Origin of the sequence: Gluconobacter frateurii, from assembly GCF_002723955.1 — a bacterium.
Classification (GTDB): Bacteria; Pseudomonadota; Alphaproteobacteria; order Acetobacterales; family Acetobacteraceae; genus Gluconobacter; species Gluconobacter frateurii.
The window spans coordinates 284,445-304,927 of sequence record NZ_BEWN01000001.1 but is presented as its reverse complement, the minus strand read 5'-3'; the positions used below and the strand labels follow the sequence as shown (position 1 = coordinate 304,927).

19 protein-coding genes are annotated in these 20,483 nt (G+C 57.2%); 12 read left to right on the top strand and 7 right to left on the bottom strand.

From position 1 onward, the window contains the following. The first annotated feature begins 1 nt into the window (after position 1). Complete coding sequence (locus GFR01_RS01315; protein ID WP_099180978.1) at positions 2-1,000, top strand: aldo/keto reductase; 999 nt, start codon at positions 2-4, stop codon at positions 998-1,000. Here the strand turns inward: GFR01_RS01315 and GFR01_RS01310 are convergent. Both GFR01_RS01310 and GFR01_RS01305 read right to left on the bottom strand, forming a co-directional pair. Next, the gene (locus tag GFR01_RS01310; protein ID WP_099180977.1) at positions 975-2,051 is read right to left on the bottom strand and encodes a glycosyltransferase family 4 protein; all 1,077 of its coding nucleotides are present in this window, start codon (positions 2,049-2,051) and stop codon (positions 975-977) included. The two genes, GFR01_RS01315 and GFR01_RS01310, sit on opposite strands and share 26 nt — an antisense overlap. 99 nt (positions 2,052-2,150) lie before the next feature. Next, positions 2,151-2,336 carry a hypothetical protein gene (locus GFR01_RS01305; RefSeq protein ID WP_099180976.1) on the bottom strand — a complete coding sequence of 62 codons (186 nt, stop codon included), beginning with the start codon at positions 2,334-2,336 and terminating at the stop codon, positions 2,151-2,153. A gap of 216 nt (positions 2,337-2,552) precedes the next feature. Here GFR01_RS01305 and mtnA point away from each other — a divergent pair, with 216 nt between their 5' ends. Together mtnA and GFR01_RS01295 are read left to right on the top strand one after the other, a co-directional pair. Beyond that, positions 2,553-3,647, top strand: a complete 1,095-nt coding sequence (mtnA, locus tag GFR01_RS01300; RefSeq protein WP_099180975.1) for an S-methyl-5-thioribose-1-phosphate isomerase — start codon at positions 2,553-2,555, stop codon at positions 3,645-3,647. 517 nt (positions 3,648-4,164) lie between these two features. Continuing rightward, positions 4,165-5,085: a DUF2272 domain-containing protein gene (locus tag GFR01_RS01295; protein WP_063904366.1), complete on the top strand. Its 921-nt coding sequence runs from the start codon at positions 4,165-4,167 to the stop codon at positions 5,083-5,085. Here the strand turns inward: GFR01_RS01295 and GFR01_RS01290 are convergent. After that, positions 5,061-5,453, bottom strand: coding sequence for a rhodanese-like domain-containing protein (locus tag GFR01_RS01290; protein ID WP_174694638.1), 393 nt, complete (start codon positions 5,451-5,453; stop codon positions 5,061-5,063). The genes GFR01_RS01295 and GFR01_RS01290 overlap by 25 nt on opposite strands. Positions 5,454-5,509: 56 nt before the next feature. On the opposite strand from GFR01_RS01290, the gene GFR01_RS01285 reads away from it, so the two are divergent. The 4 genes from GFR01_RS01285 (at position 5,510) to aroE (ending at position 9,889) form a co-directional block, all read left to right on the top strand. After that, positions 5,510-6,553, top strand: a complete 1,044-nt coding sequence (locus tag GFR01_RS01285) for a cysteine synthase A (protein ID WP_063904368.1) — start codon at positions 5,510-5,512, stop codon at positions 6,551-6,553. 60 nt (positions 6,554-6,613) lie between these two features. Beyond that, positions 6,614-7,339, top strand: coding sequence for a response regulator (locus GFR01_RS01280; RefSeq protein WP_063904369.1), 726 nt, complete (start codon positions 6,614-6,616; stop codon positions 7,337-7,339). Between the two features lie 2 nt (positions 7,340-7,341). Then, positions 7,342-8,913 carry an ATP-binding protein gene (locus GFR01_RS01275; RefSeq protein ID WP_099180973.1) on the top strand — a complete coding sequence of 524 codons (1,572 nt, stop codon included), beginning with the start codon at positions 7,342-7,344 and terminating at the stop codon, positions 8,911-8,913. Positions 8,914-9,028: 115 nt separating this feature from the next. Next, positions 9,029-9,889, top strand: a complete 861-nt coding sequence (gene aroE / locus GFR01_RS01270; RefSeq protein WP_099180972.1) for a shikimate dehydrogenase — start codon at positions 9,029-9,031, stop codon at positions 9,887-9,889. Positions 9,890-9,946: 57 nt separating this feature from the next. Here the strand turns inward: aroE and GFR01_RS01265 are convergent, their stop codons facing one another. Genes GFR01_RS01265 through GFR01_RS01255 form a run of 3 tightly spaced genes read right to left on the bottom strand, consistent with a single transcriptional unit; the run spans position 9,947 to position 12,122 of the window. Further along, a complete protein-coding gene (locus GFR01_RS01265) occupies positions 9,947-10,861 on the bottom strand; it encodes an ABC transporter permease (RefSeq protein ID WP_099180971.1) in 915 nt (304 codons plus the stop codon). Beyond that, entirely contained in the window at positions 10,858-11,730 is an 873-nt protein-coding gene (locus GFR01_RS01260; RefSeq protein WP_099180970.1) for an ABC transporter ATP-binding protein, read from the bottom strand. Before GFR01_RS01260 ends, GFR01_RS01265 begins: the two co-directional genes overlap by 4 nt. Continuing rightward, a complete protein-coding gene (locus GFR01_RS01255; protein WP_244902101.1) occupies positions 11,727-12,122 on the bottom strand; it encodes a GntR family transcriptional regulator in 396 nt (131 codons plus the stop codon). The genes GFR01_RS01260 and GFR01_RS01255 overlap by 4 nt, the downstream gene beginning before the upstream one ends. Positions 12,123-12,944: 822 nt before the next feature. On the opposite strand from GFR01_RS01255, the gene GFR01_RS01240 reads away from it, so the two are divergent. Together GFR01_RS01240 and GFR01_RS01235 are read left to right on the top strand one after the other, a co-directional pair. After that, the gene (locus GFR01_RS01240) at positions 12,945-13,655 is read left to right on the top strand and encodes a response regulator (protein WP_174694637.1); all 711 of its coding nucleotides are present in this window, start codon (positions 12,945-12,947) and stop codon (positions 13,653-13,655) included. Next, entirely contained in the window at positions 13,652-15,028 is a 1,377-nt protein-coding gene (locus tag GFR01_RS01235; RefSeq protein ID WP_099180966.1) for a sensor histidine kinase, read from the top strand. Before GFR01_RS01240 ends, GFR01_RS01235 begins: the two co-directional genes overlap by 4 nt. 57 nt (positions 15,029-15,085) lie before the next feature. On the opposite strand, the gene GFR01_RS01230 is transcribed toward GFR01_RS01235, so the two are convergent. Further along, positions 15,086-16,426: an RsmB/NOP family class I SAM-dependent RNA methyltransferase gene (locus GFR01_RS01230; protein ID WP_099180965.1), complete on the bottom strand. Its 1,341-nt coding sequence runs from the start codon at positions 16,424-16,426 to the stop codon at positions 15,086-15,088. 21 nt (positions 16,427-16,447) lie between these two features. Here GFR01_RS01230 and GFR01_RS01225 point away from each other — a divergent pair, with 21 nt between their 5' ends. From GFR01_RS01225 to hemW, 3 genes are all read left to right on the top strand, one after another. Then, entirely contained in the window at positions 16,448-17,182 is a 735-nt protein-coding gene (locus GFR01_RS01225) for a YggS family pyridoxal phosphate-dependent enzyme (RefSeq protein ID WP_099180964.1), read from the top strand. Between the two features lie 106 nt (positions 17,183-17,288). After that, the gene (locus tag GFR01_RS01220; protein WP_099180963.1) at positions 17,289-19,313 is read left to right on the top strand and encodes a potassium transporter Kup; all 2,025 of its coding nucleotides are present in this window, start codon (positions 17,289-17,291) and stop codon (positions 19,311-19,313) included. Next, positions 19,310-20,461 (top strand): radical SAM family heme chaperone HemW, encoded by a 1,152-nt coding sequence (gene hemW / locus GFR01_RS01215; RefSeq protein WP_099180962.1) that lies wholly within the window; start codon positions 19,310-19,312, stop codon positions 20,459-20,461. Before GFR01_RS01220 ends, hemW begins: the two co-directional genes overlap by 4 nt. Positions 20,462-20,483 lie beyond the last annotated feature (22 nt).

Genomic DNA, 20,483 nt, shown 5'->3' with positions numbered 1-20,483 from the left:
CATGTCCACCGACACCATTCTCATTCCAGGCATTGATACGCCCGTTTCTCGCGTTGCCCTTGGCACCTGGGCTATCGGTGGCTGGATGTGGGGCGGCCCTGACGATGGAAACGGCGTCCGCACCATTCATGCCGCCCTTGATGATGGCATCAATCTGATTGATACCGCTCCGGTTTACGGCTTTGGACATTCCGAAGAAGTTGTGGGTCGCGCACTGGCTGAGAAGCCGCACAAGGCCTTTGTCGCCACAAAGCTGGGCCTGAACTGGACGGATGACAAGCCGGAAGACCGGAAGGTCTTTCGTGACTCCCGCCCCGCCCGTATCCGACAGGAAGTGGAAGACTCCCTGCGCCGCCTGCGCGTTGAGACGATCGACCTTGAGCAGATTCACTGGCCGGATGCCAAGACCCCGATCGACGAAAGCGCGCGCGAGCTTCAGAAGCTGCATCAGGAAGGCAAGATCCGCGCTCTGGGCGTCAGCAACTTCTCGCCCGAACAGATGGATATTTTCCGCGAAGTCGCGCCCCTCGCCACGATCCAGCCGCCGCTGAACCTGTTCGAGCGTACCTGTGAAAAGGACATCCTGCCGTACGCGAAGAAGAACGATGCGGTTGTTCTGGCCTATGGTTCGCTATGTCGCGGTCTGCTGTCCGGCAAAATGAGCAAGGACACGACGTTCCCGAAGGATGATCTGCGTTCGGGTGATCCGAAATTCCAGAAGCCGAAGTTCGAGAGCTATCTGGCCGCTGTCGAGGACTTCAAGAAGCTGGCTGCCAAGCGGAACAAGTCCGTTCTCGCCTTTGCTGTCCGCTGGGTACTGGATCAGGGACCGGTCATTGCTCTCTGGGGCGCTCGCAAGCCGGAGCAGGTCTCAGGCGTACGAGACGTTTTCGGCTGGTCTCTGACGGATGAAGAAAAGAAGGCCGTAGACGAAATTCTGGCGCATCATGTGCCGGAGGCCATCGACCCGACCTTTATGGGGCCGCCGAACCGCGACTAAACCTGACAGCCTGTTGGCGCAGCTCCAGAAGCTGCGCCCTTGCCTGCTCCAGACCGAACCGAGCCGCTCTTTCGCGGCCTTTCTGCGCCAGCTCGGATCGTAAAGCGGCCTGATCCATCAGGCGGCATAAAGCCTCCTCCAAAGCCCCCGGTTCATCGGGAGCGGCCAGAAGGGCAGTGTCTCCTACCACGTCGGGCAACGCCCCAACAGGAGAGACAATCACGGCCGCTCCACATGCCATGGCTTCCAGAGCCGTCATGCCAAAAGGTTCCGGCCATCGACTGGGAACAACAACAATAGCCGCCTCAGCCATTGCATCCAGAATGCAGGTATGTGGTTGATAGCCTGTCATTAATACGCCCGCCTGATGTGCTCTGGGGCGCAGCTGGGCAAGAAAGGGCGTTTCAGGAGAGTCTGGACCAAACCTGTCTGCTCCCATGATGGTTGCTGTCCATCCGGGGTAACGGGAACTGATCGCTCCCCAGGCACTGACGAAAGCATCCACGCCTTTATCGGCGACTACACGACCGGCAAAGAGAACGTTCTGCTGCCGGAGGCGCTCTTCGGGAACTTCCTCCAGATCCATACAATTTGGTTGAATAGCGACAGATACGGACCCGCACCCTTCCGAAAACCGCTGCGCCACCCAGTGTGAGACCCCACAGACCAGCACCCTGTCCGCCAGACGCTGCCGCTGTGCGGGTGTTTTCGCGCCGCGCATGGAACACGGGTCGTTATGCAGGATCAGACGCACCGGCGCGAAGCGGGACAGAAACAGTGCAAGATCCGGGCGATTATGAACTTCTATGAGATCGGGCTTGAAGTCCCGCGCAGCAGCCAGACAGGCAATGCCGTACTTCAGACGTTGAGGAAGTGGCCAGCTGGAAATTTCAAGGGGAACGAAATGTCCCCCGGGCAGAGGACGCCCTGTTATCGCCTTCCCGGTGATACGGTCTTCCGATTGAGCCAGCCGGCTGACGAGCAGGGCAATCGCGCCGGCGTGCCCATCGGCGTATGCTTCACGCGGCGGCAAAACCGTCAGTACACGCAATGACACTGCTTCACGCCTTTTCCCCGCACACCATCAACCATCAGGCCGAAACCGGGAAAAGGATTAACAGGGTCAGCAGGATAAACGAAAATCTTTGGCTCAGGACGAGCTCTGGCGATTCTGTTCTTCCTCAATCCGCTGACGACGCACGACTTTACGCGTCTCACGCAGAAGGCGATATTTTTCCAGTGCAGACATCCCGCTCCGGTCAGATCTCCGGGAAACAGGTGGACGAGCAGCGGCAGAGCTGGAAACTGTTTTTCCGGCGTTCATGAGAGAGGCCATTATCTTTCCCTAGCGTCTTAGAAAGAGAATCCAGACATAATATGTAATACAATGCGAACTACTGGTATCCGAAGAATATCAACAGGACAACCACCAAACGCAAGATACGTACCGGGGGTTTCTGCCCTTGAGTTCAGCGCATGTATCGCGCACATGCGGTAAACACCTTATTTCTGTTCCGTGCCCTGCCTGCCGGAGCCCTCCCAGGAGCATCCCATGAAGATCAACGGCACCTCTTATCGCAGTCTCTGGCGTCCTTCCGACGACGCCAGAAGCATCCGCATTTTCGATCAGACGCGTTTTCCCTGGGAAGTGGAAATTCTCGAACTTCGGGATATGGGCGCAGTCGCTCATGCGATCCGCAGCATGCAGGTTCGGGGAGCTCCGCTGATTGGCGCTGTTGCCGCTTATGGTCTCGTTTTCGCTCTTCAGGATGACGCCTCGGATACCGCTCTGGAAAAGGCTGCGGCTGACCTGATTGAGACACGCCCGACAGCCATCAATCTCCGCTGGGCCATCGAGCGTATGGTGACGCATCTTCGCACTCTCCCGCCAGAACGCCGCGTTGAGGCCGGGTATGTGGAAGCCGATGCGATCTGCGACGAAGACGTGCAGGTCAATGAAGCCATTGGACGTCATGGTCTCGAGCTGATCCGCGAAATCTGGGAACGCAAGGGGCGTCAGGGCCGCGTGAACCTGTTGACGCACTGCAACGCAGGCTGGATTGCGACCGTGGACTGGGGCACGGCTCTGGCCCCCATCTACATGGCTCATGACGAGGGAATCCCGGTGCATGTCTGGGTGGACGAAACCCGTCCCCGCAATCAGGGGAGCCTACTTACGGCCTGGGAACTGGGCAGCCATGGCGTGGCACATACGGTCATCGCTGATAATGCTGGCGGGCATTACATGCAGGCTGGCGACGTGGACATGGTCATCGTCGGCACGGACCGCGTGACGGCGCAGGGGGACGTCGCCAACAAGATCGGCACCTATCTCAAGGCGCTGGCCGCCAAGGACAACAACGTCCCGTTTTGGGTGGCACTCCCATCCTCGACGATCGACTGGCGCGTGCGCGACGGCGTGAAGGAAATCCCGATCGAAGAACGCAGCCAGAACGAGGTTCTGTTTATGACGGGCCTCACGGAGAGCGGTGATCCGGGACGTGTTCGCATCGCACCAGAAAACAGCCCAGCGGCCAATCCGGCTTTTGACGTAACGCCAGCACGTCTCGTCACGGGACTGATTACCGAGCGTGGCCGGTGTGACGCTTCTGAAGAAGGGCTGAAGGGTCTCTTTCCACAAAACTGATACCAGGACATTGTAACCATTCAAATCATTTGAATGGTTACTTTAACTCCCTGCTTTCATAGCCCGCCAAAGCCATGTGCTTATTTGGCCCCTTGGGTCGCTGGAGCCATGATTTCCGGCTGAGACTCATCGCGTACGCTGGTGTGAGTGCATGATTTCTCAGAATAGTTGCTGGCATTGCTGCTGGAGCCGAGAGAGGCCTGGAGGACGCAAATTGTAGTGCAGGGGCTTTTCCTGACATGGCGTGTCTTAACCTCTGTCTGCCTCGCTCCATTCATTTCAGGTGTTGCTCTCATTTTCTTCTTCTGTCCTTTTTGGCCAAACCAGATCAGGCCAGAAAATACCTGAGACGACTGTTCTTCTTCTATTTTTCGCGCCTCCGATCCTGTTTGTAGGCGCGGTGTGCTTCTTCCATTTTCTGGAATAACTGCGCGTCTTCCGTCGCTTAAGATGCCCGGCACTTGACGCTCCATCGCACTTGCCGTTCAAGATGATGCTTCATCGAGCCCGCATGAGGATGATTGTGTCAGACTCGCATATCTTCTGGCGAACAGCCGCTACGGCCGCACTGTTCGCACTGACTGGCTGCGCCAGCCAGAACAGTGTCCGCCCGTATCCGGCCCAGACGCCTAACGCGCAGTATGCGAACGGCACAACCGGAACCCTTGGTTACAACACTCATGTTCCGGACTTTGCCAGCCGGAATTTCGAGCCCTTCAATCGTCAGGATGTTGCAGCCATTGCCCTGCGGGAATGGCGGATGTTCGGTTCGCCGGTTTCGGATGACGATCCGGAAGATCGCCCGGAACCAACAGATCCTGCGCTCAAGCCGGAACGTATTCCCGGCCTCTGGCAGCGCATCGGCGAATACTGGTGGATCGGCCAGGACCCATACGAAACGGAAGTCGCCTGGACTGGCAAGACCGATGCCAACGGCACGCGCTTCGACGCGGCTCATGATGGCCATTATGCCTGGTCAGCCGCCTTCATTTCCTACGTGATGCGTGTTGCAGGTGCGAATGACCGCTTCCCGTATTCTCCCAATCACGCCACCTACATCAACGCGGCAGCCAGCGGGCAGTCCAGCGGTGTCAGCGCACATGATCCGGGAAGCTATACGCCGAAGATGGGCGATTTGATCTGCGTTGGGCGTGGACGAAGCAAGTCCGTGACGTTCTCGATGCTGCCGACATCCTACGGCTTCCCGGCACATTGCGGCATCGTTGCCGCAGTCAACCAGAATGCCCCGCCCTTCGGACATGAGCTGAGCATCGTAGGCGGCAATGTGGATGATGCCGTTTCCCTTACCCACGTTCCGACCGATGCAAACGGCCGGATCGCGGATGGGTCAGGCCACAGCTATGACAGCCGCTACCCGTGGTGTGCGGTTCTTGAAGTCCACTACGATGCGGATCAGGAACCTGACAGCGGCCTGTGAGTGAACGGCAGTCCCCCGGCGCGCCAGCCCGTGCCGGGGCCATGCTTGTCCTCAAAACCATCCACGATATTCGTCACATCTGCATAACCGGCATGTTCTGCCAGAAGCGCTGCATTGTGAGAGCGCATCCCTGAACGACACAGGAACAGCACGCGGCTGTTCTGATCCGGAACCGCATCCAGCAAACCTTCCAGAAAAATTTGCTCCAGACCAGGCTGCCAGGTCAGGCACACGACGGGGAGTGGCAAAGCCGCAGAGTCGGGCAGACCAACCTCCGCCCATTCCACCGGCGTCCGCACATCCACGAGGACGCTACCGGCCTCATTTGCAAGCACGTCCCATGCCTGCTTTGCTGTCAGTACCTTCATGGCCTTCCTCATCCTTATAAAACGCGGTCTAATTCCGTCAGCACAGGAGAAAACGTATGACTGACATCACCGACGCACACCAGTCCGTTTCAAAAGGCTGGCAGGCTCCGTCTGCTGGCATGACGGCCGCCATCGGTGGCACGCCGTTGATCCGCCTGAAACGTGCCTCGGAAGAAACCGGCTGCGAGATTTATGGCAAAGCCGAGTTCATGAATCCCGGCGGATCGGTGAAAGATCGTGCTGCCCTCGCCATCATTCAGGACGCATTCCGCACCGGTGCCCTCAAGCCTGGCGGGACAGTCGTCGAAGGAACGGCGGGTAATACAGGCATCGGGCTGACGCTGGTGGCGCAGGCCATGGGTTGCAAGGCCATCATCGTCGTGCCGGAAACGCAGAGCCGTGAAAAACTCGATTTTCTGCGTATGATTGGTGCTGATCTGCGCCTCGTTCCGGCCAAGCCATTCCGTGATCCGGGCAATTACGTCCATGTCTCGCGTCGACTGGCTGAGGAAACCGGTGGCTTCTGGGCCAACCAGTTTGACAATACCGCTAACCGCGAGGGCCACCGTACAACAACCGCCGTCGAAATCTGGAACCAGACAGGCGGAAAGATTGACGCCTTTACCTGCGCCTGCGGAACCGGCGGCACACTGGCTGGTATCGGGATTGGTCTGCGCGAACAGGCGGCTGCGGCTGGTAAGGTCGCACCAAAAATTGTGCTGGCTGACCCCGAAGGTTCCGCGCTCTATGGCTGGGTGAAATCCAACGATCTGACCATCAGCGGTGGCTCCATCACAGAAGGCATCGGTCAGGGCCGCGTAACTGCCAATCTTGAAGGTTGCGCACCAGATGACGCCGAGCGGATTGCAGACCCCGAGGCACTGGAACAAATCTTTGCTTTAACGGCGGAAGAAGGCCTGTCTGTAGGGGGATCTTCGGGCATCAATGTTGCTGCTGCCATCCGAACCGCAAGGAAGCTTGGCCCCGGACATACGATTGTTACAATTCTGTGCGACGGTGGCGCCAGGTACCAGTCAAAGCTGTTCAACCCTGAGTTCCTTCGTGCGAAGAACCTACCGGTTCCATCCTGGCTGGCCTGAGCACGACAGTGACGCGGCGGAACAGAGTCGCGTCACAAGCGCAAGGAAGGTAACACCATTATGGGTACGGAAAACCTGCCCCATCTTCTGGTCGTTGATGACGACCGTGAAATCCGGGAACTACTCACCAAGTTCCTTGAACGCAATCATTTCCGCGTCACAGCAGCCCGGGATGGCCGTGAAGCGCGCAAGGCGTGGTCAAACGGACATTACCAGCTCGTTGTGCTGGATCTGATGCTTCCAGGCGAGAGCGGTCTTGAAGTCGCGCGCTGGCTACGGTCTCAGGATAATGTTCCTATTATCATGCTTACGGCCATGAGCGATGAAACGGATCGTATCATCGGGCTGGAATTTGGTGCAGACGATTACGTCGCCAAGCCGTTCAATCCGCGTGAACTTCTGGCCCGTATCCGTGCCGTCCTGCGCCGCACGGTTGATGCGTCTGAAAAGCGTCAGGCTACAGATACCCGGAAGATCATGTTTGCCGGCTGGTGCCTCGATCCCGTGCGCCGCCGTCTGCTCAACCCCGACGGTGCCGAAATTTCCCTCACCGGCGGTGAATACGACCTGCTGATGGCGCTTCTCGACCGTGCCAACCGCGTTCTCACCAGAGACATGCTTCTGGAACTGCTCCGGGGCCGTCAGGCCGGTCCGTTTGACCGGGCGATTGACGTCGCGATCAGCCGTCTGCGTCGCAAACTTGAAGACGATGGCCGCAACGCGCAGGTTATCAAGACCGTCCGTGGTGGCGGCTATGTTCTTGCAGCAGAAGTCGAACGCGTCTGATCATGAAGTTCCTGCCCAGTTCCCTTGTTGCCCGAACCAGTCTTCTATTAATTGTCGGACTTGGTGTCGTGGAACTGGCAGGACTGGGCATTCATGCGCTCGACCGGCTCGACATGGCCGAGCGCAGCCAGATGCATGATTACCAGATGCAGGTCTTCTCTATCTACCGCACGATTGCGGAAACAAAGCCGGAAGACCGCCAGAACGTCATTGACGATCTGCATATCCCGTCAAGCACGACAGTCCTGCTTCTGTCCATGCCGGATCAGGAAGTTCACAGCCACAAAACCCCGCCCCCTTTTTTCGCAATGGGTGGACCGGCCTTTCAGGAGCGTTTCCGACCTGGCCCCAATGAAGTAGCCCCGAATGGTGGGCTTTTTGGGCCGCCTAGCCCGATGCAGGGAGGGCCAGACAGCCACCCGCCTGGAGACATGGAGCCTTTCCCCGCTCCGGAACACTCATTCCCCCATCCGGAAGGACCTGAAGGATGGCGTCTGCCGGGAGGAGAAGAACGTCCTAGATTCCAGGACAGTTTTCCCGGCGGCCGATGGGCTTTTCTTCCCACCTCTCTTTATCCACGCGAGATCTGGACAGGCCAGGAACTTCGGACACATTCCACATCCCTGCTTCTGCCGGATGGGCAGTGCTGGGTCGTAGTGCGTTATGTGATGCCGCTACCCAACCCGTTTGAAGCACCTACCTTCATTATCGCCTTTCTGGTGATGTCTCTTTGCGGCGGAACCCTGATCGTCTGGGCTACACGGCGCTTGATCGCCCCCGTTACAACTCTTGCGAATGCCGCCGAAGCACTGGGACGTGACGTCAACAGCTCGACCGTTCTGCCGGAAAACGGACCTTCCGAAATCCGCCGTGCCGCCATAGCCTTCAACACCATGTCCATGCGGATACGGCGCTTTGTGTCTGATCGCACACTAATGCTGACCGCCATCGGACACGATCTGCGGACCCCCATCACGCGCCTGAAACTACGGGCCGAATTCATCGACGATGATGAACTCCGCAACAAGATGCTTGCCGATCTTGATGAAATGGAAGCGATGGTGGCGGCCACTCTGGCCTTCGGTCGTGACAGCGCTTCGGATGAACAGGTGGTGTCTCTAGATCTGCGGGCGCTCCTTCAGACGATCATGGATGAAGCTGCCGAGGGACACCCCGATCACGCTGACAACCTGATCTATGAATCTCCCACGACTCCCGTCAGGATCATGGCGCGATCTGTGGCGCTGAAACGTGCGCTGAACAACCTGATCCTCAATGCTCTGAAATATGGCAACGGCGCACATGTCACGCTAATTCCGCCCTCCCCTAAGAAGGAAAAAGACAGATACGCGCGCATCATTGTGGAGGATAACGGCCCCGGCCTGCCTGAAGACTCACTGGATCGAGTGTTCGAACCGTTCGTCAGGATCGAGACAAGCCGCAACCGGGAAACCGGTGGTACGGGCCTGGGCTTGTCCATCGCCCGGACTATCCTTCGGGCCCAGGGCGGCGATGTGTGCCTTCAAAACCGTGCTGAAGGGGGGCTGCGCGCCATCATTACATTGGCTGCCTGATCTCACGCTTCCATCACAAATCCGAAAACAAGCCCTTTTCGGCCAATCTGCCGGTTACAATCTGCTGCGGTTGTCTTTCTATGTCGGAGACATTTTCCGAAAAGGACAATCGACCATGAGTGAAAAAAGCTTTCGCAGCATCCTCACAGGGTCGTTTTCAACACCCTGTGCGGACAATCCAACCGTGGCCATGATTGAAGCGGGATACCATCACGCTGGCCTCGACGCCCGATATATCAACTGCGACGTCAAGGCGGCTGCCCTCGCTGATGCCGTCAAAGGCGCCAAAGCAATGGAATGGGTGGGCTTCAACTGCTCCCTGCCCCACAAGGTCGCTGTTCTCGATCATCTGGATGACATTGCGGAATCCGCCCGGCTTATCGGTGCCGTCAACTGTGTGGCCATTCGGGAAGGAAAGCTGATCGGCCATAATACCGATGGCAAGGGCTTCCTGACGTCTCTGAAAACCGTGACATCTCCCGCGGACAAAAAGGTCGTGATCCTTGGCGCTGGAGGCGCGGCCCGTGCGATCGCGGTGGAACTGGCACTGGCAGGAGCGGCGCACATCACGATCGTCAACCGTGATGCTTCCAAGGCAGAGGCCATTGCGGCGCTGCTGCGTGAAAAGACCGATGCTATCGGGCAGGCTCAGGCCTGGTCCGGAAAGTTCTCTGTTCCAGCCGGGACGGATATTCTCATCAACGCCACATCCATTGGTCTGGGGGATCCAAAGGCGGCCCCTCCCATTGATATGAGCACCCTGACGAAAGACACCGTTGTTGCGGATGTCATTCCCAACCCGCCGCAGACCCGCTTTCTACAGGAGTCCCAAGCCATCGGCTGCACGACGCTGGATGGCTTGGGAATGCTCGTGAACCAAGGGGTAATCGGCGTGGAAATCTGGCTGGGCCGCACGCTCGACAGCACGGTCATGGCCCAGACGCTGGAAAGCATTTTCGGAACAGAAAACAAGTAAACGGGCCCCCTTACCCACGTTTCAGACGGGGGCGTGGGACCAACTACCTCGCTTTAATTAAATGGGCTCTCCTCGGCGCCGGAGCCAGACAGTCAGAGCAAGGCATCCTACCCCGAGGACGACGCCCCACCACAGCGCAGGGCTTGCGAAAAGAGCCGAAAAATCCAGATGCCCAGATATGAGCTTGTCAGTTGGCGTGTGTTCAACGTTAAACCCATCCATCTGCGTCGCTACAATCTTCATTTGGGCATCTCGGAAGCCTGTTCCCGGGAAATTAAAAAAGCGGTCCCATACGAGAGATGTGATGTGATTCCTACGCAGACCAATGACTTCCACAATATAAAGCCCTGCAAAACTGCCGAATACCCACACCACAGGCACTGTTCTAACACTCGCCGAGACAACAAAGAGGAGTGCATAAACCGGGAACCACCACAAAGTATTCAATACAATGTAGACAACACCGTCTCCCGTGAGATGCCCCCAACTGGCTTGCCTCGCCAAATCCATCACAGAAATACCATAGGCCTGAGCTATTATCGGACCGAGAATAATCATCGCCCCGACGCTAAGAAACAGTGATAAAACGGGGCCGATCAAAAGAACAACACTGGCCTTCGCCACGACACTCAAGCGATCCGAAACAGGCAAAGACTTCCAGAAAAGTACCGTAAGGTCCTTACGTTCATTATAGAACGTACCCAATGAATAAATGCAACCTACCACTAATGCAGAAACATTGGCAACTCCAAAAATAAGTTCCGCTATAATTCTAAGCAAAAAATTTGGAGGTATTTCTTCTTCTGTACCATTTAATACTTTCAAGTGACTCCCATATATTTGTAGACAAAAAAGAAATAGCGGCAGACATACGAAGACCAGCGGGCCAAAAATCAGAAAACGATTTCCCCAGAGTTCCCGCTTCACACTCCAGACATACTGGCGTAGTGACCAGCCCAGCTTTTCACTCATGCCACGGCTCCCTTGTTCAAACGGTTCTGTCCCATCAGCACCAGAAACAGATCGGCCAGCCTTGGCTGACGAATTTCGCCCAATGCAGCCAGCTCACTTTGGGGAACACCGTCAAAAAGCATGATGGATTGTCCCAGAATGAGCCTCTCATTGAGCGGTCTGAAGGCTCGGGCGGCCTCAACAGCGTCTGCCCGTGGCTTCAATTCCACGAAACGCTGAGCCAGATTTTCCATGCTGTCCTGAAGTGTGATGCGACCGTCGCCAATCAGGATCACATCCGTCAGAATATCCTCGATTTCCTCAACCTGATGCGTTGTCACGAGAATGGTGCGATCATGGTCGAAGTAGTCGTTAAGAAGCGTGATATAGAATTCGCGCCGATACAGCAGATCAAGACCAAGCGTTGGTTCATCAAGCACCAGCAGTCTTGCGTCAATCGCCATAACAAGGGCCAGATGCAGCTGTGCCACCATGCCTTTGGACAGGTTCCGCACGCGGGTTTTCTGCTGAATGTCCGTCCGGGACAGGAACTGTTCAGCACGCGTTCGATCAAAGCGCGGATGAACGCCCTCAACGTATTTCAGCACCTGCCAGACCTTCATCCAGCGTGGCAGCAGCGCGACATCTGCAATGAAGCAGACATCCTGCATCATGGCTTCACGCTCGCGCCAGGGATCACGCCCCAGAACTTTCAGGGAACCTTCGTAGGGTACAAGCCCCAGAATGGCGTTCAGGGTGGTGGTCTTACCAGCACCGTTCGGGCCAATCAGCCCGACAATCCGGCCTGATGGAATGCTCAGATCAATGCCCTGAACACCTTTTCCGCCGCGATGAACTTTACGCAGGCCATGCGCTTCAATGCAGGTCATTCGCCGTCTCCGGTTTGCAGAAGATCATTTACGGACAGGCCAAGGCGGCGGATTGTCCGGAGTGTCTCGGGCCATTGTTCCGTCAGAAATTTCTGACGCTCGCTCTGCGCCAGTCGCTCCAGCGCGCCGGATGCCACAAACATTCCCAGTCCACGACGTTTCTCCAGCAACCCTTCGTCGGAAAGCTGCTGATAGGCTTTCATGACGGTCAGGGGATTGATCTGACAGTCCGCCGCAACCTGCCGCACGGACGGGACAGGGTCCCCCTCGCCCACAGCACCATCGAGCATCATGCCGACCACCTTGTCGCGAAGTTGCTGATAGATTGGCTGGCTGTCATTCCACACACCATCCATGCCGGCCCTCCAGGCGCTGTCCCGAAAGCATGTCACGCCCCTTCTCATTGGTTCACTGTTTTACATATGTATATCACCAAACCGGAAGCAAGACATTTTTCTTCGAGTAACCGCTATTTCGAAAAAGAATCTGATCACGCCCGAAGTAGGCATAAAAAAAGCCACCTTCGTAGAGGTGGCAGTTTTCATTAAGCTTTTTCAGAATACAGACGAGATCAGAACATAGCTCTGTCTGGAATCGTATTCCCCTCGGGGGAAATTGTTTCGACTGTCTGCGAATAATGGGTATTGGATGCAAATGTTTCGGGAGATCTATTTGCGGAACATGCTCCCAAAGAGAAAGACATCGCCGCCATCACAAAAGACAGGAGAATAATTTCTTTCCGGATCTTCATCGTTTTCTTCCTTATTCTTATTTTTTCAAACGATAGACCTTAAAAAAATTATTAAAATTAGAAATTTTGGAATAGTCACAAAACTTTCATAAAAATAATTTATGAGAGTTTTGTGACAGATATGACCAGGTTCCCGGGAAGAGTGAGGACCACAAAACCAACTCGAGAGTGCGGCAAGCATTTGAAAAAACTCTCTTCAAGAGAGACCCACTGACTTTCAATGTGGGTAGGAAGACTCCCTAGAACTCTTCTCAAAAGACCGCCGGGCCGGCTCTTCTTACCGGTTTCCGCCACTTCAAATAAAAACGGCAGACATTTCTTCCGGCAGCTGATGCAGGAAATTTTCTCTGCCGGATTGCCCAAATTCAATGCAAGACTGTGGATTGTGTCCGACCTGAAACAAGTTTGCAGACCCGGACATTCTGCAGAAAACGGGCCATGCTAAAGGCGGAGAATGACCAGCATGCCGCACCTTCTTATTGTCGATGATGACCGGGATATCCTGACGCTTCTGACAGGGTTTCTTGAGAAACATCATTACCAAGTCTCGATTGCCGAAGACGGAGACGCGATGTTTTCGCTACTCGAACGCGAAACTGTCGATCTCATCATTCTCGACATCATGCTTCGCAAGGAAGATGGGTTCAGCTTGTGCACGCGCCTGCGATCTTTATCCCAAACTCCCGTCATCATGCTGTCTGCCATGGCAGATCACACGGACCGTGTCGTCGGGCTGGAAATCGGAGCAGACGATTACCTGACCAAGCCGTTTGATCAGCGGGAACTGCTGGCACGTGTGAAAGCCGTTCTGAGACGGACCTCCGAGCGCCTGAGCGCCGCAGAGACGCCAACACGCCCCATGCTCCATTTTGGTGGCTGGCAACTGGACGTGGCACGCAGGGAACTACGTTCTGCCGACAATTCCCTGGTCATGTTGTCTGGAGGTGAGTTCGACCTTCTTCTCTCATTCGTCGAACATCCCCAGCGGGTTCTGACCAGAGACCAGCTCATGGATCTGGCGCGAGGCTCCATGCATGCAGCCTATGATCGCAGCATTGACGTTCAGGTCAGTCGCCTGCGCCACAAGCTGGAAGATGACCCCAAGAACCCGACCTTGATCCGGACAGTCAGGAATGGCGGCTATATTTTCTCCGAGACTGTAAAACGTTCATGAGACGTCCGTCCCTGCTGGAAGATACAATCACACGCCGTCTAGCCATCACGGTTACGCTTGCTGCGGGCGTCACCCTGCTTGTGCTTCAGCTGTTTTTCACATTTGGCGGCCAGTGGGCCAAACCGGATATCCAGGAGACCGGCCTGCTGGGTCTGGTCGGTACGGTAATCCGGATGGTTGAAGTGGCTCCGCCGTCTGACAGGCCGCACCTCATAGAGGCAGCCAATACAAATGAAGTCCATTTCGCATGGTATGATAAAGACAACCACGTCTCTCATCTGCTTGAAACGGGACACTACCGCGAAGCTGAAGTCGGGCAGAGCTGGCATTTTCTACAACCTTACCTGCGCCATTACCCCAGCAAGATCGTGGTCTTCCAGGAAGATAATCCTATCTCTCAGGAATCCGGCCTCCCCTATGATCACCACCGGTTTCGGGACGCCTATTTCGTCGGTGTGCGTTTCGGAGATGGAAGCTGGATCCTTTGCATAGCCCTGGAGCGCGTTTGGGGCCTTTACAGCGTTCAGCGCCTTTCTCTTCAGGGATTGATGCTCGCGCTCTGGGTTATTGCCGTTTCCATGATCGCATCCCGTCAGATGTCTCGCCCGATCGAGCATCTTGCCAAAGGCGTGAAGCAGCTCGGCCTTCAGCCCCGCACGACCCATATTGATGAGAAAGGACCACGAGAGATTTCTCTGGTCGCCCAGACGATCAACGGCATGCAGGCCCAGATCCAACGGTTCATCGAGCACCGCACGACAATGCTCGCTGCCATTTCCCATGATCTGCGCACGCCACTGACCCGAATACGCCTGCGGGGTGAATTCATTCAGTGCTCGCAGCAGCAGGCCGCTCTTTTCCGGGATGTGGACGAAATGCAGGCCATGATTGATGGCGCACTGTCCTTTTTCCGCGACGACGCGTCTGGTGAAGAGAGCATCATGTTCGACCTGCCGGGCCTCCTCCAGACCATCGCTTACGACTACTGCGATCAGGGCCATACGGTCGAATATCAGGGCCCCGGAAAGGCCAGCTATGTTGGTCGTCTCTATGCTCTAAAGCGCGTCTTTACCAATTTGGTCGAGAACGCCATTAAATATGCCACACCGCCGACAATTGATCTCGAAATCCAGCCGAATGGCGATTTTCTGGTCTTTATCCGGGACACTGGGCCCGGCATTCCGGAAGACAGCCTGCCGCGCGTTTTTGATCCCTATTTCCGTCTGGACAAATCCCGCAACAGACAAACGGGGGGTGTGGGACTGGGACTGACCTCCGCCCAGACAATCATCCGCTCCAATGGTGGAGACATCACCATGACCAACAGGCCGGAAGGTGGCCTTGAGGTCTGCGTTCATCTTCCGAGGATCTGAACGGCGGACTCGACAGGCATAAAAAAACCCGCCTGACTGCTCAGGCGGGTTTTTCCGTCAGACCTTGATGAGACGGGCAGCGAAAAACCCGTCCATCCCGCCGCGATCCCACCAGAGGCCCGGATGTGTCCGGAAAAAGCCTTCCGGAGTACGGGCAATAGACATCTCTGCCAGTTCCGCGTCCGTAAAGGGCTCATGCCTCCAACCGCCGCGTTCAAGTGCAGCGCGAATACGATCCGGCCCTTCCTCGTCCTGAAGGGAGCAGACGGCATACATCAGCATCCCACCCGGCTTGAGCATCTCACGTGCGGCATCAATGAACGCATCCTGTCCCTGAGCCAGCGCGGTCACATCACGGGGACGCTTGATCCACAGGACGTCCGGATGGCGGCGGAACGTCCCGGTGGCCGAGCATGGCGCATCCAGCAGAACCGCATCGACAGGAGCCACGGGACGCCAGGTCAGGCCATCGGCCACGATTGTCTCCGCCTCCACACGCATGCGCGCAATGTTCTCGCGCAGCCTTACGGCACGGGCCTCTTCTTTCTCGATGGCAACAACCTGCGCCCCTGCCGTTGCCAACTGGGCTGTTTTGCCCCCCGGCGCCGCACACAGATCAATGACGGTCTTGCCAGAGACATTACCCATCAGCTTCACGGGCATTGCGGCAGCAACGTCCTGGGCCCAGAACTGCCCTTCCTCGAAGCCTTCCATCGTGGCAATGCGTGTTCCGGCCGGATAACGTACCGTCCCGGTCGGCAGAACGTCCCCACCTTCCGGAATGGTTGCACCGGGGCGCATGCTCAGATCCAGCGGAGCCTCACGATGAAGACCACGGGAGATGGAGCGCGCGCGTTGGCCCCACGCCCCCCACATCCAGGGCTGCACATCCAGCCGAGCCTCATCCAGACCTTCCAGCAGTTCCCGCCCCTCACGGGCCACGCGGCGAAGAACCGCATTGGCCAGACCGGCGAACGGAGCCAATCCACGACGACGCAGAAGGTCCACGATCGTACCGACAGCCGCATGAGGCGGCGTTTCCAGATGCAGAAGCTGTGCAACACCTAACAGCAGCGCACAACGCACAGGCTCAGGCGGTTCCCGACGCAGCATAGGCTGCAAAACTTCCGTCATGCTGCCAAGATAGCGGAGCGTCGTCGCTGCCAGACGATGCGCGGATGCACGATCCCGCAGGTCCATGGGCCCCGCGCGATCCAGCGTCGTTTCCAGCATCCGGCGATGCTCGACCACACCGCAGACGATATCAAAGGCAAGGTCGCGCGTCGGGTCGGGTGCAGGACGGCGTTCCTGTCCCTGTTTCGGACGGCGTCCTCCCTGACGGGAAGCAGACGGGTTCTTCGGACGGCCGGAGCCGCGGGGGGGCGTATTCTGTGTCATTCTCAGGCGTCGATCTCTCGCATGCTGCCGAAATCGCATCTTGCGGCTTCGGACGCAATGGAGTCTTCTGCCGACATGTCCGATCAGATTGCAGAAAATCTCTCCCTTATCCGCAGTCGCATCATTCATGCGTGCGAAATTTCGGGGCGTTCAGCCTCGGATGTTGGCCTCGTCGCCGTCAGTAAATTCCATCCGAAAGAGGCCGTTGAAACCGCTCTGAAAGCCGGTCAGCGCGTTTTCGGGGAGAACCGCGTTCAGGAAGCAGCCTCCAAGTTTCCCGATCTCCGTCACGCATGGCCGGACCTGCGCCTTCACATTATTGGTGGCCTCCAGACCAACAAGACAGTCGAGGCCTGCCGTATTGCGGACGTGATCGAGACTCTGGATCGTCCTGCTCTGGCGGATGCGCTGGACAAGGCTGCGAACAAGGTTGGTCGGCTACCGGAGCTTCTCGTTCAGGTTAACACTGGCAACGAACCCCAGAAGTCGGGCGTCTCTCGTGACGACGCCGATGCCTTCATCAAGACCTGCATGACAAGGTTCGGTGCCAAAGTGCGTGGTCTCATGTGCATTCCGCCGGAAGACGAAGAGCCGGCAACTCATTTCCGTTTCCTGACAGAGTTGGCGAAGCGCCACGGGCTGCCGGTGATTTCCATGGGCATGTCTGCTGATTTCGAGACGGCTATTGCCGAGGGAGCCACGCTTGTCCGGGTTGGAAGCGCCATTTTTGGCTCCCGTCCCATGACAGGCTCCTAACGCACAGCTTGCATCCCTGTAAGAAATCCTGTCTTGAGGGGAAAGACCGCGCTCCGACACGTCCGTGTGAGGTGTTGGGAGTGTTGGTTTCCTGCGATGCCCGTAAATGGAACCACCGATGCCAGAACACGACGGCGATAACGCTACCCCCCCTCATCCCGGCGCCGGGGTTCCAGTGGATAGCGGCGAAGTCCTTCAAACCATCGATCAGGCACGCAAGGACGGCAATACGTCCGAACTCGGGGGCACCGAGAGCAGCAGTCACAAGAAACCAGCCGGCTTTGGCGCGCTTCTGGCAGTTCTGGGTGTGGTCTATGGCGATATCGGAACCAGTCCACTCTACGCCCTTCAGTCCTCCGTTGGCATCGTAGGGTCCGCAAAGCACCCTGCAGCTGCCTGGGAAGTCATGGGGCTGGCCAGCCTCACCTTCTGGGCACTCATGCTGATCGTGACGTTCAAATACGTCCTGCTCATCATGCGGGCGGATCATGACGGCGAAGGCGGCATCATCGCCCTGATGTCCCTCGCCCAGCGCGTCTGCAAATCCCAGAGGTTCCGGTGGCTGTTCGGCCTTGTGGGTATTGCGGGAACCTGCCTGTTTTTTGGCGACAGCATCATTACTCCCGCCGTCTCGGTTCTTTCTGCCGTGGAAGGCCTCGAGATTGCGGTCCCCTCAGCCAGCCACGTGATCATCCCGATCGCGATGGTCGTACTTGTGGCGCTCTTTACGGCGCAGGCCATGGGCACGGGCAAGATTGGCCGCGCTTTCGGACCGATCATGGTGGTTTGGTTTGCGGTGCTGGCCCTTCTCGGTGTGCGGGGCATCATGCTTTATCCGCATATCCTGCTGGCGCTCTCCCCAACATTCGCGCTCGAATTCATTGTTCTCCACGGCTACCTGTCCTTCATCGCACTCGGTTCGGTCGTTCTGTCCGTCACGGGTGCCGAGGCACTTTATGCCGATATGGGGCATTTCGGCCGCGCGCCGATCCGCAAGGCTTGGCTGTTTTTCGTGCTGCCGTCCCTGACGCTGAACTATTTCGGTCAGGCTGCGCTGCTGATCCATGATCCGGCCACACTGGCCAACCCGTTCTATCATCTCGGCCCACACTGGGCGCAGATCCCGCTGCTGATCCTGGCGACTTTCGCGACCGTTATTGCATCCCAAGCTGGTATTTCGGGCAGCTTCTCGCTCTGCCGCCAGCTCATCCAGCTCGGTTATCTGCCGCGCACGCGTATCGTTCATACGAATGCGGATGAGGAAGCGCAGATCTATCTGCCGTCCCTGAACTGGATCCTTGCCTTCGGGGCGCTGGTTCTGGTGCTGTCCTTCCGCTCCTCTGCTGCACTGGCGGCCGCTTACGGTATCGCCGTGACCGGAACCTTCCTCTGCACCTGCGTTCTGGCCATGGTTGTGTTCCGCCGCACCTTCAAATGGAGCGCTGCCGCCGTTGGTGCTGTGTTCGGCCTCTTCTTCGTGGTGGATGCGGTCTTCTTCTCCGCCAACGTCCTGAAGATACCGGATGGTGGGTGGGTCCCACTCGCTATCGGCATCATCAGCACCATCGTCATGACAACATGGAAGCGCGGCCGCAGCCTGATTGCTGCCAAGCAGCAGGCAGATTCCATGCCGATGGCTTCGTTTCTGGCGCGCCTGCCGCAGTCCCGCACCATCCGCGTGCCGGGCCTCGCTGTCTTCCTCACGGCCAACCCGGACGTCGTGCCGAACTCGCTGCTGCATAATCTGAAGCACAACAAGGTTTTGCATGAGCACGTCATGTTCGTGACCGTGCAGAACCTTGATCAGCCGGAAGCCGAGCGCGGACACCGCACAATCGTTCAGGAACTGGCCCCGAACATCAATCGCGTGATCGTCCGGTATGGCTTCATGGAAATGCCAAACCTGCCGCGTGCCCTGATGGAACTGAAAGCGCTTGGTGTGGCGTTTGATGCCATCCAGGCTTCCTATTTTACATCCCATGAGCTTGTGGTTCGCTCTCGCGTTCCCAAAATGCAGCTCTGGCGGATGTGGCTGTTCCTGCTCCTCCTGCGTAATGCTGCCTCGACCACGGAATTCTTCCGCATCCCGCCTGATCGCGTGGTGGAGTTCGGCGTCCGGATTGCAATTTGACCGAACCTCTTTCCCTCTACATTCACTGGCCGTTCTGTCTGGCGAAGTGCCCCTACTGCGACTTCAACTCCCATGTTCGGGATGAAATTCCGCAGAAGCGCTTCGCCGCGGCACTTCGTCAGGAACTGACACATGACGCGGCCCGTCTTGGCCGTCGGCCCCTCCGCTCCATTTTCTTCGGCGGTGGCACACCTTCCCTGATGGCCCCGGAAACGGTCGCGGCCCTCATCGAAGACGCACACACGCTCTTCGATGCCGAGCCCGATCTGGAAATTACATTGGAAGCCAACCCCACCAGTGTAGAGGCCGGAAAATTCTCCGCCTTTCGTGAGGCCGGCGTGAACCGTGTGTCTCTCGGGGTGCAAAGCCTACGGGACGACGCGCTCAAAATGCTGGGCCGCGAACATTCAGCCGGACAGGCCATTCAAGCGCTTGAAACCGCCCGTTCCCTGTTTCCGCGCATTTCTTTCGATCTGATTTACGCCCGACCGGGCCAAAGCGATGCGGACTGGGAGAACGAACTCTCCACCGCACTCGATCTCGTGGCCGATCATCTGTCGCTCTATCAGCTCACAATCGAGCCCGGCACAAAGTTCGAAGCCCTGCATCGCAGAGGCGAACTCACCCTGCCGGCTGCCGACGACGCTGCACGCCTCTATGACCTCACAGGTGAGACCGCAGCCCGACACGGCCTCATGCCCTATGAAGTCTCCAACTATTCAAAGCCCGGCGCCGAGAGCCGCCATAATCTGACTTACTGGCGTTATGCGGATTACATCGGCATTGGCCCCGGAGCACATGGTCGCCTGACCCTGAATGATGATCTGTACGCCACCCGCCGCCACCGTGCGCCGGAACCATGGGCCGAGCGCGTTGAAAAAACCGGCTCAGGAAGCACGGACGAAACGCTCCTTTCGCCTGAAGAACGTGGCCGGGAAGCGCTTCTGATGGGGCTGCGTCTTTCTGAAGGTGTGGATGAAGCCCGTTTCGCCCAACGCACCGGCCGGCCGCTGGAAGACTGCATGGACCGCTTCATGCTGGAAGCCTGTCTGGAAGAGAATTATCTCATTCGGGAGGGGGGTATTCTGAAAGCAACGGCCGAAGGCAGACTTCGTCTTGAAGCATTGCTGGCAAGATTGGTCACTTGAGGGCATGATCGGGCGTTAATTA